The 15,180-nt window shown below is 75.4% G+C and carries 13 protein-coding genes; 5 read left to right on the top strand and 8 right to left on the bottom strand.

Annotation, left to right across the window (positions count from 1 at the left end; translation table 11 throughout):
* A complete protein-coding gene (locus IEY75_RS13855; protein WP_189114750.1) occupies positions 1–486 on the top strand; it encodes an SRPBCC family protein in 486 nt (161 codons plus the stop codon).
* 76 nt (positions 487–562) lie between these two features.
* Here IEY75_RS13855 and helR read toward each other — a convergent pair whose 3' ends face one another.
* Complete coding sequence (gene helR, locus IEY75_RS13850; protein ID WP_189114749.1) at positions 563–2,719, bottom strand: RNA polymerase recycling motor ATPase HelR; 2,157 nt, start codon at positions 2,717–2,719, stop codon at positions 563–565.
* Positions 2,720–3,059: 340 nt separating this feature from the next.
* Between helR and IEY75_RS13845 the strand changes: the two genes are divergently transcribed.
* Positions 3,060–3,215, top strand: coding sequence for a hypothetical protein (locus tag IEY75_RS13845; protein ID WP_189114748.1), 156 nt, complete (start codon positions 3,060–3,062; stop codon positions 3,213–3,215).
* Between the two features lie 13 nt (positions 3,216–3,228).
* On the opposite strand, the gene IEY75_RS13840 is transcribed toward IEY75_RS13845, so the two are convergent.
* Positions 3,229–3,723, bottom strand: coding sequence for a YbhB/YbcL family Raf kinase inhibitor-like protein (locus tag IEY75_RS13840; RefSeq protein WP_189114747.1), 495 nt, complete (start codon positions 3,721–3,723; stop codon positions 3,229–3,231).
* Positions 3,724–4,027: 304 nt separating this feature from the next.
* Here IEY75_RS13840 and IEY75_RS13835 point away from each other — a divergent pair, with 304 nt between their 5' ends.
* Together IEY75_RS13835 and IEY75_RS13830 are read left to right on the top strand one after the other, a co-directional pair.
* Positions 4,028–5,704, top strand: coding sequence for a GGDEF domain-containing protein (locus IEY75_RS13835; RefSeq protein WP_189114746.1), 1,677 nt, complete (start codon positions 4,028–4,030; stop codon positions 5,702–5,704).
* A 28-nt stretch (positions 5,705–5,732) separates the two neighbouring features.
* A complete protein-coding gene (locus IEY75_RS13830; RefSeq protein WP_189114745.1) occupies positions 5,733–6,188 on the top strand; it encodes an RICIN domain-containing protein in 456 nt (151 codons plus the stop codon).
* A gap of 128 nt (positions 6,189–6,316) precedes the next feature.
* Here the strand turns inward: IEY75_RS13830 and IEY75_RS13825 are convergent, their stop codons facing one another.
* The 6 genes from IEY75_RS13825 to IEY75_RS13800 form a co-directional block, all read right to left on the bottom strand.
* Positions 6,317–7,465 carry an RNA polymerase sigma factor gene (locus tag IEY75_RS13825; RefSeq protein ID WP_229789698.1) on the bottom strand — a complete coding sequence of 383 codons (1,149 nt, stop codon included), beginning with the start codon at positions 7,463–7,465 and terminating at the stop codon, positions 6,317–6,319.
* 8 nt (positions 7,466–7,473) lie between these two features.
* Positions 7,474–7,881 (bottom strand): YciI family protein, encoded by a 408-nt coding sequence (locus tag IEY75_RS13820; protein WP_189114743.1) that lies wholly within the window; start codon positions 7,879–7,881, stop codon positions 7,474–7,476.
* A 111-nt stretch (positions 7,882–7,992) separates the two neighbouring features.
* The gene (locus tag IEY75_RS13815; protein WP_189114742.1) at positions 7,993–8,745 is read right to left on the bottom strand and encodes a class I SAM-dependent methyltransferase; all 753 of its coding nucleotides are present in this window, start codon (positions 8,743–8,745) and stop codon (positions 7,993–7,995) included.
* An 83-nt stretch (positions 8,746–8,828) separates the two neighbouring features.
* Positions 8,829–9,980 carry a DUF418 domain-containing protein gene (locus IEY75_RS13810; protein ID WP_229789676.1) on the bottom strand — a complete coding sequence of 384 codons (1,152 nt, stop codon included), beginning with the start codon at positions 9,978–9,980 and terminating at the stop codon, positions 8,829–8,831.
* Positions 9,973–12,252 (bottom strand): catalase/peroxidase HPI, encoded by a 2,280-nt coding sequence (katG, locus tag IEY75_RS13805; RefSeq protein WP_189114741.1) that lies wholly within the window; start codon positions 12,250–12,252, stop codon positions 9,973–9,975. The genes IEY75_RS13810 and katG overlap by 8 nt, the downstream gene beginning before the upstream one ends.
* Before the next feature lie 22 nt (positions 12,253–12,274).
* Positions 12,275–12,703 (bottom strand): Fur family transcriptional regulator, encoded by a 429-nt coding sequence (locus tag IEY75_RS13800; protein WP_189114740.1) that lies wholly within the window; start codon positions 12,701–12,703, stop codon positions 12,275–12,277.
* Between the two features lie 187 nt (positions 12,704–12,890).
* Between IEY75_RS13800 and IEY75_RS13795 the strand changes: the two genes are divergently transcribed.
* A complete protein-coding gene (locus IEY75_RS13795; RefSeq protein ID WP_189114739.1) occupies positions 12,891–15,152 on the top strand; it encodes a catalase in 2,262 nt (753 codons plus the stop codon).
* Positions 15,153–15,180: the final 28 nt, after the last annotated feature.

Here is a 15,180-nt window from a genome sequence, read left to right as displayed (position 1 = left end):
ATGCCCGTCACCGACGTCCGACACGACCTCGACGCCCTGACCCTGACCATCACGGCCGACTTCGCCGCCCCCGTGGCGCGGATCTGGCAGGTCTACGCCGACGCCCGCCAACTGGAGAAGGTGTGGGGTCCGCCGACGTACCCCGCCACCGTGGTCGACCACGACCTGCGGCCCGGCGGCCGCGTGACGTACTACATGACCGGCCCCGAGGGCGACAAGCACGCCGGCTACTGGCTGGTCACGGCCGTCGACGAGCCGGTCAGCTTCGCCTTCGAGGACGGCTTCGCCGACCTGGACTTCCAGCCGAACCCGGACCTGCCGGTCTCCCGCAACGTCTTCACCTTCGCCGCGCGCGACGGCGGCACCCGGGCGACGTACGTCAGCACGTACACCTCGGCCGAGGCGCTCCAGCAGGTCCTCGACATGGGCATCGTAGAGGGCGCCTCCGCGGCGATCGCCCAGATCGACGACCTGCTCGCCGCCTGACCGCCGCCGCCCGCGGCCCGGCCCGGGCGGCCCGCGGCGGCGGCCGGCCCGGCGGTCAGGGCGGCCGGCCGGGCGGTCAGGGCCGGGTGAGGACGACGAGCTGCCGGGTCGCCCGGGTCATGGCGACGTACCGGTCGACGGCGCCCGCGACCCCGCCGCCGAACGCCGCCGGGTCGACCAGCACCACCAGGTCGAACTCCAGCCCCTTGGCCAGCTCCGGGGTCAGCGACCGGACGCGGGGCGCCGCGGGGAACGCGCGGTCGCCGATGACGCAGGCGACGCCCCCGGGGTGGGCGGCGAGCCAGTCGTCGACGATCCCGGGCAGGTCGTCCACGGACCCGTGGACGACGGGGACCCCGGTGCGCCGGACGGAGGTCGGCACGTTGGCGTCCGGCAGCGCGGCCCGGATGACCGGCGCGGCCTCCGCCATGACCTCCTCGGGCGTCCGGTAGTTGATGCTCAGGGAGGCCAGGTCGACCCGGTCGAGCCCGACCCGGGCGAGCCGCTCCCGCCACGTCTCCGCGAACCCGTCCCGGGCCTGGGCGCGGTCGCCGACGACGGTGAAGCTGCGCGACGGGCAGCGCAGCAGCAGCATCTGCCACTGCGCGTCGGTCAGCTCCTGGGCCTCGTCCACGACGACGTGGGCGAACGGCCCGGTCCGCGGGTCGGGTGCCGCCCCGGGCGCGGCGGACCCGTCGACCAGGGCGTCGTGGAAGTCGTCGCCGCGCAGCATCGTGACCAGGCCGACGCCGTACTCGTCGTCGACGGACTCGATCAGGTCGTCCACGACCCGGGTCATCCGCGCCCGCGCGGTGGCCACCGCGGCCTCCTGCCGGCGCCGCCGCCCCGCCGCCGCCGGGTCGCCGAGCCGCTGCCGCGCCGCGTCCAGCAGCGGCAGGTCCGCCACCGTCCACGCCCGCGGTGCGGCGCGCTGGAGCGCGCGGACCTGCGCGTTGTCCAGCCACGGGGCGCACCGGCGCAGGTAGGCGGGCACCGACCACAGGTCCCCGACCAGCTCGGCGGGGTCGAGCAGCGGCCAGGCGCGGTGCAGCGCCGCGCGCAGCGCCCGGTTCCCGTGCAGCGACCGGCGCAGCAGGTGCGCCGGCTCGTCGCCGTCGTACCGGTCCACCAGGATCCCGACCAGCGCGTCCCAGATCCGCTCGCGCGCCTCGTTGTGCGGGGTGCCGGGCTCCGGCGCGTCGAAGGCGTCGGCCCAGTCGTCGGCGGTCAGCCGGATGTCGGCGTCGTCGGTGGCCACCGTCATCGGCGCGCGCGGCGGCTCCTCGTAGAACCGGACCGCCGCCTCGACCGCCCGCACCATGTCCGCCGACGACTTCAGGCGGGCGACCCGCGGGTCGGTCTCCGCGACCGCCGCGGCTCCCTCCGGGACGAGGTCGCGCAGGGTGCAGGTCTGCACGCCCTCCTCGCCGAGGCTGGGCAGGACGTCGGCGACGTAGGTCAGGTACGGCTGGTGCGGGCCGACGAACAGCAGGCCGCCCCGGCGGTGCCGCAGGCGCGGGTCGGCGTACAGCAGGTACGCGGCCCGGTGCAGGGCGACGACGGTCTTGCCGGTACCCGGGCCGCCGTCGACCACCAGCGTGCCGCGGGAGCCCGCCCGGATGACGGCGTCCTGGTCGGCCTGGATGGTGCCGAGCACGTCCCGCATCCGGGCCGAGCGGTCGGCGCCGAGGCTGGCGATGAACGCGGACTGGTCGTCCAGCGCCGCGAGCCCCTGCGCCGCGTCCGCGGCGAACACCTCGTCCCAGTAGTCGGTGATCCGGCCGCCGGTCCAGCGGTACCGGCGGCGGCGCGCCAGGCCCATCGGGTCGGCGTGGGTCGCGGCAAAGAACGGGGCGGCCGCCGGGGACCGCCAGTCGAGCAGCAGCGGGTTGCCGGCGCCGTCCTTAAGCCCCAGGCGTCCGATGTAGACGGGGGCGGAGCCGTCCGCGCCGACGGTGTGCCCCAGGCACAGGTCCACGCTGAACCGCCGCAGCAGGCGCAGGCGGTCGGTCAGCCGGCGGACCTCCTGGTCCCGGTCCAGTGCCTGCTGGCCCAGCCCGCCGGGGGCGCGGCGGGCGGCGGCGAGGCGGTCGGACAGGTCGGCCAGCAGCGACTCCAGGCTCGCCGCGACCGCGGCGAGGTGCCGGTCGTCGGCGTCGACCAGGCGCGGGTCGGCCTTGGCGGACAGGTGCGGGGGGAGGTCGAACGCGCTGGTGGCGGTCGGGGAGTTCACGGCGTCGGCTCCGATCTGTGTCGCTGGCGACCGCGGCGCCGGCAATTTGCCGGTGGCCGCCGTGCGCGGCACGTCCTGCATTTCTGCGGATTCTGCCCTGGGCCGATGATTCTGGGGCATTACCGGGGCCTTGCCGCAAGCCCCCCTCGGTGCTATAAATTAGAAATGGAGAGGGACGCCCCTCTCCATTTTTCTTTGCCTGTTCCTGCGAACGGTGCGCACCGTCGCGGCTCCGAATCCGTGGCTTTCGAATCCCCGCATCGACGCGCGTCTGTGTCGTCATGCGCCCGGCGGGGTACCAGGGGAGCCAGTGGCACCCAGGGACAGGGAGAAATGCGCGATGGACATCGAAGCCTACGAGCCGGACCTCGACGAAGTACTGGAGCGGGTCGTACCCGCGCCGCTGGGCCTGCACCACGCCCCCGCGCCGATGCCGGGCACCCACGAGGTCCGGGGGCCGCACGCGGCCGACCTCCCCGTCGAGACCTACGCCTGAGCCGCCGCGGGCGTCAGGTCGCGTAGGGGGTGACCAGCACGGCCCGGCCGACGGTGTGCCTGGTCAGGTGGAACGCGACCATCGCCGCCGAGGCGTCCGCCGGCACCTCCAGCGCCGGCACCGCGACCGCGTGCACCGCGAAGACGTACCGGTGCCCCGGCCCCGGCGGCGGCGCCGCGCCGCAGTAGCGGGCCTCGCCGAAGTCGTTGCGGACGGCGCGCGCGCCCGGCGGCGGCGGCGCGCCCCGCTCCACGGCCGTGACCGCGGCGGGGACGTCGACCGTCAGCCAGTGCCAGAAGCCGCAGCCGGTGGGCGCGTCCGGGTCGTAGCAGGTGAGGGCGAAGCTGCGGGTCGGGGCGGGGAAGCCCGCCCAGGCGAACTGCGGCGAGAGGTTGTCGTGGTCCAACGCGTGCCGGTCCGGCAGCGGCACCCCGTCGGCGATGTCGGCGCTCGTCAGTGCGAAGCCGGGGACGGGCGGGAGGAAGTCGTAGGGCAGCGGGGCGCGCATCGGGACTCCTCGGGATTGTCGGATCCACCGCGATCCTGACACGGGCGCCCGGAACCGTTCGCCGGAACGGGCACATCGCCGGGGTGGCCTCCGCGTCCATTCGCAGTGTCGGGACTTTCGATTGTCGGAGCAGGAGCGGCTTCGACAGAATTCAGTCGCCTCTTTCTGGCGGTACGGGACGACGTGGTCGATGTCGCCCGGAACCGTTGCACCGCGACCTTTCTCACGGATTCCGAGCCCCGGGTCGGGCCCGCATCTGCTGCGCTCCGGCGGCCCGCTGCCGATACGGTACGCAGGGGTACTCATGGAGAACATCACGGCGCACGCCGTCCGGCTGCTGGAGGAGACGCAGAGCGGCGCGGTGGACGAGGTGCTGCCGTTGGCCGAGCGCCTCCTGCGGGCCGAGACCGGCGACCTGGCCGACGGGCGCGCGGCGTACCACTTCGTCCGCGCCGTCTCGTTCGCCGTCCTGCACCAGTGCCGCGAGGGCATCGCCGCCGCGGACCTGATGATCGCCGCCGCCGCGCGCGAGGGCAGCGCCGGCTGGTCGGCCTGCGCGCTGTCGCTGCGCGGCGAGCTGCGGCTGCGGCTCGGCGAGGACGAGATCGGCGAGTACGACATCGACGCCGTCCTGCGCGACCTGGTCGCCGCCGACGCCGCCCTGAACCGGGCCGAGCCCGACCTGGTGGTCCTGGGAAACGCCCATACCGGCCTCGCGCTGACCTACCACACCCTGCGCCTGTACGAACTGGCCGGACCGCACTACCTGGCGGCGTACGAGGCGAGCGTCCAGGCGCCGGTCGAGACCGGGAACCCGTCGATGTGGCTCGTCAACCTGGCCAACCTCCACCTGGAGTGGGCCATGGAGCTGTACCAGGTCGACCAGGTCGCGGACGCCGAGAAGCACGTCGCCGAGTCCGGCGCGTACGGGCTGCGGGCCGCCGCGGAGGCCGCCGGCCCCGCCGCGGCCGGCTGGCGCGCGCGGGGGCTGCTCTACGACGCCTGCCGGCGCGCGGCCGGCGACGACCCCGCCGAGGGGGCCGCCGACATCGCCCGGCTGCTGGCGGAGATCGGGGCCGCCGGGGAGACGGGCGAGGAGCTCGGCCTGGCGCCCGTGTGCCAGGCGTGGGGGCTGGACCGGGCGGGGCGGCCGGCCGAGGCGCTCGCCGTCCTGGACGCCGCCCTCGCGCAGGTCGCCGGGTCGGGCGACTGGCTGCCCACGGCCGCCGCCCGGCGGACCCAGGTCACGCTGCTCGCCGCCCGGGGCGCGGCGGGCGCCGCCGCCGGGCTGGCCTACGGCGACCTGCTGGCCGCCGCGATGTGGCGGCAGCGCCAGCGGACCCTGCACACGGTGGCGACGATGGTCTCGTACGAGGCCCTGCGCGGCGAGCACGAGACGGTCGCCCGGGCCGCGGAGACCGATCCGTTGACCGGGGTGGCCAACCGGCGCGGGCTCGACCGGGCGGTGGCGGCGCTGGTCCGCCAGTCCGGCCCGGCGGCCGGCCGACCGGTCGCCGCGCTGGCCATCGACCTGGACAAGTTCAAGCCGGTCAACGACTCGCGGGGCCACGCCGCGGGCGACGCCGCGCTGCGCGCCGTGGCGCGGACCCTGGCGGCCTGCGTCCGCGACGGCGACCTGGTGGCCCGGATCGGCGGCGACGAGTTCGCCGCCCTGCTGCCCGGGGTCGAGCTGGCCGGCGCCGCGGCCGTCGCCCGGCGGATGGTCGACGCCGTCCGGGCGGCGGCCGACTGCCCGGTGACCCTGAGCATCGGGGTGGCCGGCGGCGCGGCGGGGCAGGTGCCGGCCACTCTCGACCGCGCCGACCACGCGATGTACGTCGCCAAGCGGGCCGGCGGCGACCGTGCCGCGGCGGACCCGCCGGTGCCCGAGGCGGGCGTCACAGTTTCCCCGGGTATCGACCGGTCGCCTTCCTCCACTGTGGCACCTAGGCTGACGGGTAGCCCGGACGACACTGCCTAGCCGTCCGGCACCACGGGAGGAACCTCAAATGATCAGCATCAGGAGCACGCTCGTGTCCGCTGCCGCGGCCGCGGCGCTCGTCTTTACCGGTGTGGCGGTCGCTTCGCCCGCGAGCGCGGCCGAAGCCCGCTCCGTGCAGACCTTCAGGAACGTGGCGACGGGCTTCTGCCTGGACAGCAACGCCGCGAAGGCCGCCTACACGCACGACTGCAACGGCGGCAACTACCAGAAGTGGAACGTCAGCTCCGGGGGCGGCGTCGTCCTCAGGAACGTGGCGACGGGCTTCTGCCTGGACAGCAACGCCGCGAAGGCCGCCTACACGCACAGCTGCAACGGCGGCAACTACCAGAAGTGGACGGTGCTCCGCCGCGGCGGCGACGTCGGCTTCAAGAACGTCGCCACCGGCTTCTGTCTCGACAGCAACGCCGCCAAGCAGCTCTACACGCACGACTGCAACGGCGGCAACTACCAGTGGTGGAGGTGATCGGCTCACCCTGAGCTGATCCTCCTGTCTCCCCGTGCCGGCGTCCCTCAGGGGCGCGGGTGCGGGGAGACCCCGTTGCGGCGCCCCGGCACCTGTCCGCGCGCGGCCACCCGCCCGGGCGGGCAGCGTCAGGAATCCGCGCCCCGCGCGTGGAGCCGGGCGGCCTGGCGCGTCAGGTGGTCGCGCTCGGCGAGCGTGGTCGCCTGGCGGGCCGCCTCCGCGTACAACCGCGCGGCCGTCACCGCGTCCCCGTCGCGCTCGTGCAGGTACGCCGCCACGGCGGTGTGCCGCGGCAGCGTGTCGTCCAGCGCGGCGAGCGCCGCCAACCCGGCGCGCGGCCCGTCGGCCTCGCCGACGGCCACCGCCCGGTTGAGCCGGACGACCGGGCTGTCGGTCAACCCCGCGAGCACGTCGTACCACTCCACGATCTGTACCCAGTCGGTCTCCGCCGCCGCGGGCGCGTCGGCGTGCAGCGCCGCGACCGCCGCCTGGGCCTGGAACTCGCCCACCCGGTCCCGGGCGAGCGCGCCCTGGAGAATGGCGACGCCCTCGGCGATCGCCGCGGTGTCCCACCGACCGCGGTCCTGGTCGGCGAGCGGCACGAGGCTGCCGTCGGGCGCGGTCCGGCTCGCCCGCCGCGCGTGGTGCAGCAGCATCAGGGCCAGCAGCCCGGCCACCTCGGGGTGGTCGCTCGCGGCCGCGAGCTGCCGGGTGAGCCGGATGGCCTCGGCGGCGAGGTCGACGTCGCCGGAGTAGCCCTCGTTGAAGACGAGGTAGAGCACGCGCAGCACGGTGGCCACGTCGCCGGGCCGGTCGAACCGCACGCCGGACACGGTCCGCTTGGCCCGGCTGATCCGCTGCGCCATGGTCGCCTCGGGCACCAGGTACGCCCGGGCGATCTGGCGGGTGGTCAGCCCGCCGACGGCGCGCAGGGTGAGCGCGACCGCGGATGACGGCGTCAGCGACGGGTGGGCGCACAGGAAGTAGAGCCGGAGCGTGTCGTCCACCGCGGTCGCCGGGCCGGGCGCCGGCTCGTCGCCGACGGCGCTCTCCCGCCGGCGCCGGGCGGCGTCCGCGCGGGTGGCGTCGAGGAACCGGCGCCAGCCCACGGTGACCAGCCAGCCGGTCGGGTCCCGCGGCGGGTCGGCCGGCCAGGCGTGGACCGCCTCGACCAGCGCCTCCTGGACGGCGTCCTCGGCCGCCGCGAAGTCGGCCCCGCGGCGGACGAGGACGCCGAGCACGACCGGCGCGAGGCGCCGCAGCAGCGCCTCGTCCAGCGCGGGGGTCACTCCGTGATGGTGGGCGGGGAGGTGAGGAAGGGGCGTACCTCCAGCCACTCGTGGATGGGGCGCCCGCCCGCGCCGGGGGCGGCCGACAGCTCCCCGGCCAGCGCGACGGCGCGGTCGCGGCTGTCGACGTCGATCACCATCCAGCCGGCGATGAGGTCCTTGGTCTCGGCGAACGGGCCGTCGGTGACCGGCGGCCGGCCCTCGCCGTCGTACCGGACGAACATCCCGTCGGGGGCGAGCGCCTGGCCGTCGACGAACTCGCCGGTCTCCTCCAGCCGGTGCGCGAAGTCGTTCATGTACTGCACGTGCGCCGCGATCTCCTCCGGCGTCCACCTGTCCATGGGGACGTCGTTGACCGGGGCAGGGGCGCCGCGGTAGTGCTTGAGCAGCAGGTACTTCGCCATCGTGTCTCTCCTCGGTACGGCTGCGACCCATTGTGGCCGCGGGTACCCGGGGGACGGAGCCGGTCCGGGGTTCTCGACATCCGGCGCCGCGAATTTTTTCCGCGGCGCCGCTCAGCGCAGGGCGACCAGTACCGTGTCGTCGCCGGACCGCCACACCACCCCGACCTCGGCGAAGCCCGCCGCCCGCAGCAGCCGGGCGTGGGTGGCCGTGCTCAGGTCCGCCTCGTCGGAGTGGGCGTAGCCGCGGGCGCGCCGCTGCGCGACCGGCCCGGCCAGCTCGGGCGCCGCCTCGACGGCGGCCCACCAGGCAGCCCAGTCCTCGTTCTCCTCGACCCCGGCGCGCGCCGCCCGGGCCTTGCGCACCAGCCGGGCCAGCGCCCGCACGCCGGGCTGGTCGTCGTACAGGTGGTCGGCGTTGACCAGCACCCCGCCCGGCCGGACCAGCGCGCCCAGCCGCCGGTACAGCGCGCCGAGGTCGGACTCGCTGAGCCAGTGCAGCGCGGTGGTGGAGAGCGCGGCGTCCAGCGGCCCGGCGAGCCCCGCCTGCGCGGGCCAGTCGGCGGCGCGCAGGTCGGCGTGCGCGAAGCGGGCCGCCGCCGGGTGCGCGGCCTCCGCCAGGGCCAGCAGGACCGGGTCGGCGTCGACGCCGACGATCTCGGCGGCGGGCAGCCGGCGGGCCAGCCGGGCGGCGAGCGAGCCGGGTCCGCAGCCGACGTCGAGGATGCGCGGGGCGGGCCGGTCGGCCAGGGCGGCGGTGACCACGTCGCCGATGACGGTGAACCGCTCCTCCCGGTCGGCCAGGTACCGCTCCTGCTGCCGGTCCCAGCGGGCCACCCAGTCCCGTGCCCTCGTCGCGTCCAGCATCGGCCACTCCTCCCCGTCGGTAATGAGCCGATGCTAGTACGGCTCATTACCGCGGCGGTAGGGGCGAGGCGCGGTCCCGGTGGTCAGCGCGGCGGCGCGCCGTAGGTGACGCGGCGGACCAGCGACTCGAACGGCCCCCGTCGCCCCGTCCGGCGCAGCCACCCGGCCAGCAGGACGGTCGCCGCCCAGGTCGCGGCGGCCAGCAGGGCGGTACCGGCGACGGTCAGCGTGCCGGAGAGGTCCAGCAGGAACGGGGTGAACACCAGCGCCCAGACCGGGGACTGGGCCAGGTAGCAGGTCATCGACCGCTGGCCGGTGGCGGCGACCGCGTCGGTGACCGGCCGGCGCGCCCGGGTAGGGAGCCAGTCGGCGAGCAGGGCGAACAGCGCGGCGTAGCCGAGGCCGCCGAGCACCCCCGTCACCCCGTGCAGCGAGCTGTACAGCGCGGCCGTCCCGTCGCCGGGCACCGGCGTCGCGCCCGCGAGCACCAGCGCCACCGGCTGCGCGCCGAGGATCGCCGCCCCGAGGCCGGCGGCGGCGGTGACCCGCAGCAGCGTCCGGTGCCGGGACGGCGCCTCCAGGACGCGGCGGCGGCCCGCCCACAGGCCGAGCACGAACGGGCCCAGGAAGCCGATCGGTCCGGCCAGCGCCACGACCAGCGACAACTGGGCGCGGAGCACGACCGCGGCGGCCGGGTCGGGGGGCAGCAGCGCGGGCTCGGGCGGTGCGACGTGCAGGGCGGAGTCGCCCGGTAGCGCCAGGAGCAGCAGGTGCAGCACGGCGACCACCAGCAGCCACCGGTCCCGCCAGCGCACCAGGAGCGCGCCGACGAGCAGCAGCACGCCGTACGCGGTCAGGATGTCCCCGGCGAAGAGCAGGACCGCGTGGAGCAGGCCGACCGCGACCAGCACCAGGCTGCGCCGCCACAGCAGCCGGCGCACCCGCCGCGGGCCGGCGGCCCGCTGCCGGTCGGCGATCCGGGCGACGCCGTAGCCGAACAGGAGCCCGAACATCGGGAAGGCGCGGCCGTCGACGAAGGTTGACAGCAGCCAGGTGACCGCCGAGTCCAGCCCCGACCCGTCCTGGGGGTAGCCGCCGCGCACGGTGGCGCCCCGCAGGAAGTGGTGCGAGTTGGCCAGGGCGATGAACAGCAGCATGAACCCCCGGGCCAGGTCCGGCCCGGGGGCCCGGGCGGCGAGCGGCGTCGCCCGGGCCGGCCCGGCCGGTTCAGTCAACGAGGTCGAACCGGTCGAGCTCCATGACCTTGCTCCACGCGGCGACGAAGTCGGTCACGAACTTCTCGTCGGCGTCCCGGCTGGCGTAGACCTCGGCGAGGGACCGTAGCTGCGAGTGGGAACCGAAGGCCAGGTCGACGGCGGTGGCCGTCCAGCGCAGGTCGTCGGTGGCCGCGTCGCGGATCTCGTAGACGTGCTCCCGGTCCGCCGACGCCCGCCACCGGGTCCCCGGGGCGAGCAGGTTGGCGAAGAAGTCGGTGGTCAGCGCGCCGGGCCGGTCGGTCAGCACGCCGTGCGGACTGCCGTCGGCGTTGGCCCCGAGGACGCGCAGGCCGCCGACGAGCACGGTCATCTCCGGCGCGGTCAGGCCGAGCAGGTACGCCCGCTCGACCAGCAGCGTCTCCGGCGGCAGCTTCTCGCCCGGCCGCAGGTAGTTGCGGAACCCGTCGGCGCGCGGCTCCAGGACCCGGAAGGACTCGGCGTCGGTCTGCTCCGCGGCGGCGTCGGTGCGGCCCGGCCGGAACGGCACGGTCACCTTGACCCCGGCGGCGTGCGCCGCCTGCTCGACGGCCGCCGCACCGGCCAGCACGACGAGGTCGGCCAGCGAGATCCGCGCGCCGCCGGAGTCGTGGAACTCCCGCCGCACCTCCTCCAGCGTGTCCAGCACCCGCGCGAGCTGGGCGGGCTGGTTGACCTCCCAACTGCGTTGGGGTTCGAGGCGGATCCGGCCGCCGTTGGCGCCGCCCCGCTTGTCGGTGGACCGGAAGCTCGCCGCGGCCGCCCAGGCGGTGGCGACCAGTTCGGCAGTGGTGAGGCCGGAGGCCAGGACCCGGGCCTTGAGGGCGGCGATGTCGGCGTCGCCGACCAGGGCGTGGTCGACGGCCGGCACCGGGTCCTGCCAGAGCTGCGGTGCGGGGACCCACGGGCCGAGGAAGCGGGTCACCGGGCCCATGTCGCGGTGCAGCAGCTTGTACCAGGCCTTGGCGAAGGCCAGCGCGAACGCGTCGGGGTGCGCCAGGAAGTGGCGGGAGATCTTCTCGTACGCCGGGTCGACGCGCAGCGCCAGGTCGGTCGTGAGCATCGTCGGCCGGTGCCGGCGGGCCGGGTCGTACGGGTCCGGGATGATCGCCTCGGCGTCCCGGGCGACCCACTGCTTCGCCCCGGCCGGGCTGGTGGTCAGCTCCCACTCGTACCCGAACAGGATCTCGAAGAAGCGGTTGCTCCACTGTGTCGGGCGGTCGGTCCAGGTCACCTCCAGGCCGCTGGTGATCGTGTCGGCACCCCGCCCGCTGCCGTGGCTGCTCAGCCAGCCGAGTCCCTGCGCCTCCAGCGGGGCGGCCTCGGGCTCGGGTCCGACGTGGTCGTCGGCGCTGCCGGCGCCGTGGGTCTTGCCGAAGGTGTGGCCCCCGGCGATGAGGGCGACGGTCTCCTCGTCGTTCATCGCCATCCGCGCGAACGTCTCCCGGATGAAGTGGGCCGCCGCCGCCGGGTCGGCGTTGCCGCGCGGCCCCTCCGGGTTGACGTAGATCAGCCCCATCTCGGTCGCGCCGACCTCGTCCGCCATCGTCGCGTCGCCGACGTACCGCTCGTCGCCGAGCCAGGCGTCCTCGGGGCCCCAGAAGATCTCTTCGGGCTCCCAGACGTCCGCGCGGCCGAAGCCGAAGCCGAAGGTCTCGAAGCCCATCGACTCCAGGGCCACGTTCCCGGCGAGCACCAGCAGGTCGGCCCAGGAGACCCGCTGGCCGTACTTCTGCTTGACCGGCCACAGCAGCCGGCGGGCCTTGTCGAGGTTGGCGTTGTCGGGCCAGCTGTTGAGCGGGGCGAACCGCTGGCTGCCGTCGCCGGCCCCGCCCCGGCCGTCGTGGATGCGGTACGTGCCGGCGGCGTGCCAGCTCAGCCGGATCATCAGACCGCCGTAGTGGCCGAAGTCCGCCGGCCACCAGTCCTGGGAGGTGGTGAGCACCTCGGCGACGTCCCGCTTCAGGGCCTCGACGTCGAGCTTGGCGAACTCCCGCGGGTACCGGAAGTCCGCGCCCAGCGGATTGCCCCGGGGGGAGTGGGCGTGCAGTACCGACAGGTCCACCTGGTTCGGCCACCAGTCCCGGTTGGTGCGCGGGCGCCCGCCGGTCCTCGGCGTCGGCGAGTCGATCACCGGGTTCTCGCTCTCGCTGCCGTGCGCGGTCGCGGACTCCGGCGCGACCGGGCAGCCGGCCGCCGCCTTCTGGTCCACCCCCTGCGCGCTGGAGGGGGCGTTGTCCTGTGGGTTGCTCATCTGCTTCCTTCCCAAGGTCGGCTCACTGGGCGGTGCGTGCGGTGGCGCAGTCCGGGCAGGTGCCCCAGTAGACGACCTCCGCCTCGTCGATGACGAAGTCGTGGTCGTCGGCAGCGGTGAGGCAGGGGGCGTGGCCGACGGCGCAGTCGACGTCGGCGATCGCGCCGCAGGAGCGGCACACGACGTGGTGGTGGTTGTCCCCGACCCGCGACTCGTAGCGGGCGGTGGCACCGGCGGGCTGGATGCGCCGGACCAGGCCGGCGGCGGTGAGTGCCCGCAGTACGTCGTAGACGGCCTGGTGCGACACCCGCGGGTGGTCGGCCCGGACCAGCGCGATCACCGTGTCGGTGTCGACGTGCGGGTGGTCCCGGAGCGCGGCGAGCACCGCCAGCCGAGGCCGGGTCACCCGCAGCGAGACCCCCCGCAACTGCGCCGCGAGGTCGGACGTCATGCGGCCCACGATAGCCCACTTATCTAGAGCTGTTCAAGATTTCGCCGTCGGTCGATCCCGCCGTCACCGACCGGCGCGGCGGCGGCGGTCATCCGTCCACACAGGGCGCGTTTCGCCGCGCGGCCCCGCGGGTAGCCCGGCTGAGTCGGGTCAGTCCTGCACAGTCCGCCCAAGAGGAGCAGGTCAGGTGGAATCCAACAAGCCGGTCGAAGTGATCAAGGAAGCGGTGGAGGCCGTGGCGGAGGCCGTCGCCGGTACCCCGCCCGTCGTGGTGCCCGGGGCGCCGGGCAGCGAGTCGCCGCCGGTGGCGGAGCCCACCGCGCCGCGGGATCCGCCGCCCCCGGGGCCCGAGCAGGGCGCCCCGGAGACGCGCTCGCCGACCGGCGCCGACACCGGCGCGCCGCGGGCGGCGTGCGGCCAGCAGGGCGCGTACCTCACCACCGCGCAGGGCGCCCGCCTGCGCGACACCGACCACTCCCTCAAGGCCGGCCCGCGCGGCCCCGTGCTCCTGCAGGACCACCACCTGCGCGAGAAGATCACCCACTTCGACCACGAGCGGATCCCCGAGCGCGTCGTCCACGCGCGCGGCGCGGGCGCGCACGGCCGGTTCCGCGCCTACGGCACCGCCGCGGAGGTGACCCGGGCCGGGTTCCTCCAGCGGGACCGCGAGACGCCGGTGTTCGTCCGGTTCTCCACGGTGCTCGGGTCGCGCGGCTCCGCCGACACGGTGCGGGACACCCGCGGCTTCGCGACGAAGTTCTACACCGACGAGGGCACCTTCGACCTGGTCGGCAACAACATGCCCGTCTTCTTCGTCCAGGACGCCATCAAGTTCCCCGACATCATCCACGCGGCCAAGCCGCACCCGGACCGCGAGATCCCGCAGGCGCAGAGCGCCCACGACACATTCTGGGACTTCGTCTCGCTGCACACCGAGGCGCAGCACCACGCCCTCTGGAACATGTCCGACCGGGGCATCCCGCGCTCGTACCGGACCATGGAGGGCTTCGGCGTCCACACCTTCCGGCTGGTCAACGAGGCGGGACAGACGTCGCTGGCCAAGTTCCACTGGAAGCCGAAGCTCGGCGTGCACTCCCTGGTCTGGGAGGAGGCCCAGCTCCTGGGCGGCGTCGACCCGGACTACCACCGCCGGGACCTGTACGACGCGATCGAGGCCGGCGCGCTGCCCGAGTGGGAGCTGGGCCTGCAGGTCTTCCCGGACACGCCGGAGGAGACCTTCGCCGGCATCGACCTGCTCGACGCCACCAAGCTGGTCCCGGAGGAGCTGGCCCCGGTACAGCCGGTCGGGCGCCTGACCCTCACCCACACGCCGACGAACTTCTTCGCCGAGACCGAGCAGGTCGCCTTCCACCTCGGCAACCTGACCCCCGGCATCGACGTCACCAACGACCCGCTGCTGCAGGGCCGGCTGTTCTCCTACCTGGACACCCAGCTCACCCGCCTCGCCGGCCCGAACTTCCCGCAGATCCCGATCAACCGGCCGCACGCGCCGGTCAACGACATGCTGCGCGACGGCTTCCACCAGCAGGCGGTGCACACCGGCGTGGCCCCCTACCGGCCGAACACCCTCGACGGCGGCAACCCGTTCCCCGCCGACGACGCCACGCACGCGTTCCTCGACGTGCCGGTGACCGTCGCGGAGGCACCCAAGGTCCGGGCCGCCCCGGCGTCCTTCGACGACCACTACAGCCAGGCCCGGCTGTTCTGGCTGAGCATGACGCCGGTGGAGCGCGCGCACATCGTGCAGGCGTACACGTTCGAGCTGGGCAAGTGTCACCACCAGGCGATCCGGGAGCGGCAGCTCCAGTGTCTGGCCAACATCGACGCCGTGCTGTGCGCGCAGGTCGCCGCCGGGCTCGGGCTCCCGGCGCCAGAGCCGACCGCGCCGCCCGCGCAGGTCCAGCCGAGCCCCGCGCTGTCGCAGGTCGGCGGCCGCTGGCCGGTCGACGGGCGCACCGTCGGCATCGTGGTGGACGCCGACGGCGACCTCGACGGCGTCGAGGCGGTGCGGGCGGCGGTGTCGGCCGCCGCGATGGTGCCGCTGCTGATCGCGGTGCGCGGCGGCGCGGCGGGCGGAATGCCGGTGCAGCGGACGTTCGCCACCGCCCGCTCGGTCGAGTACGACGCGCTCGTCCTCGCCGGGGCGCCGGCACCCGGGCCCGACGCGACGCCCGCCCGGGACGCCAAGGCCGGCGCGGCGGGGGCCGCGCCGGTGGACCCGCGGGTCCTGCTGCTGGTCGACGAGTGCTGGCGGCACGGCAAGGCGGTCGGGGCGTGGGGGGAGGGCGCCGCGGTACTGCGGCAGGCCGGCGTCGCCGGCACCCCCGGCGTGGTCACCGCGGACACCGGGACCGCGGCGCTCGACGCCGTCGTGGACCTGCTGGGCGCGCACCGGGTCTGGCAGCGCTTCCCCGCCCCGCCGGCCTGACCGGCGGCGCGGGTCCGCCGCCCGGCGG

Origin of the sequence: Pilimelia terevasa (assembly GCF_014647915.1) — a bacterium.
GTDB classification, from domain to species: Bacteria; Actinomycetota; Actinomycetes; order Mycobacteriales; family Micromonosporaceae; genus Pilimelia; species Pilimelia terevasa.
The sequence above is the reverse complement of the archived record's forward strand: the minus strand, read 5'-3'. Positions and strand labels throughout refer to the sequence as shown.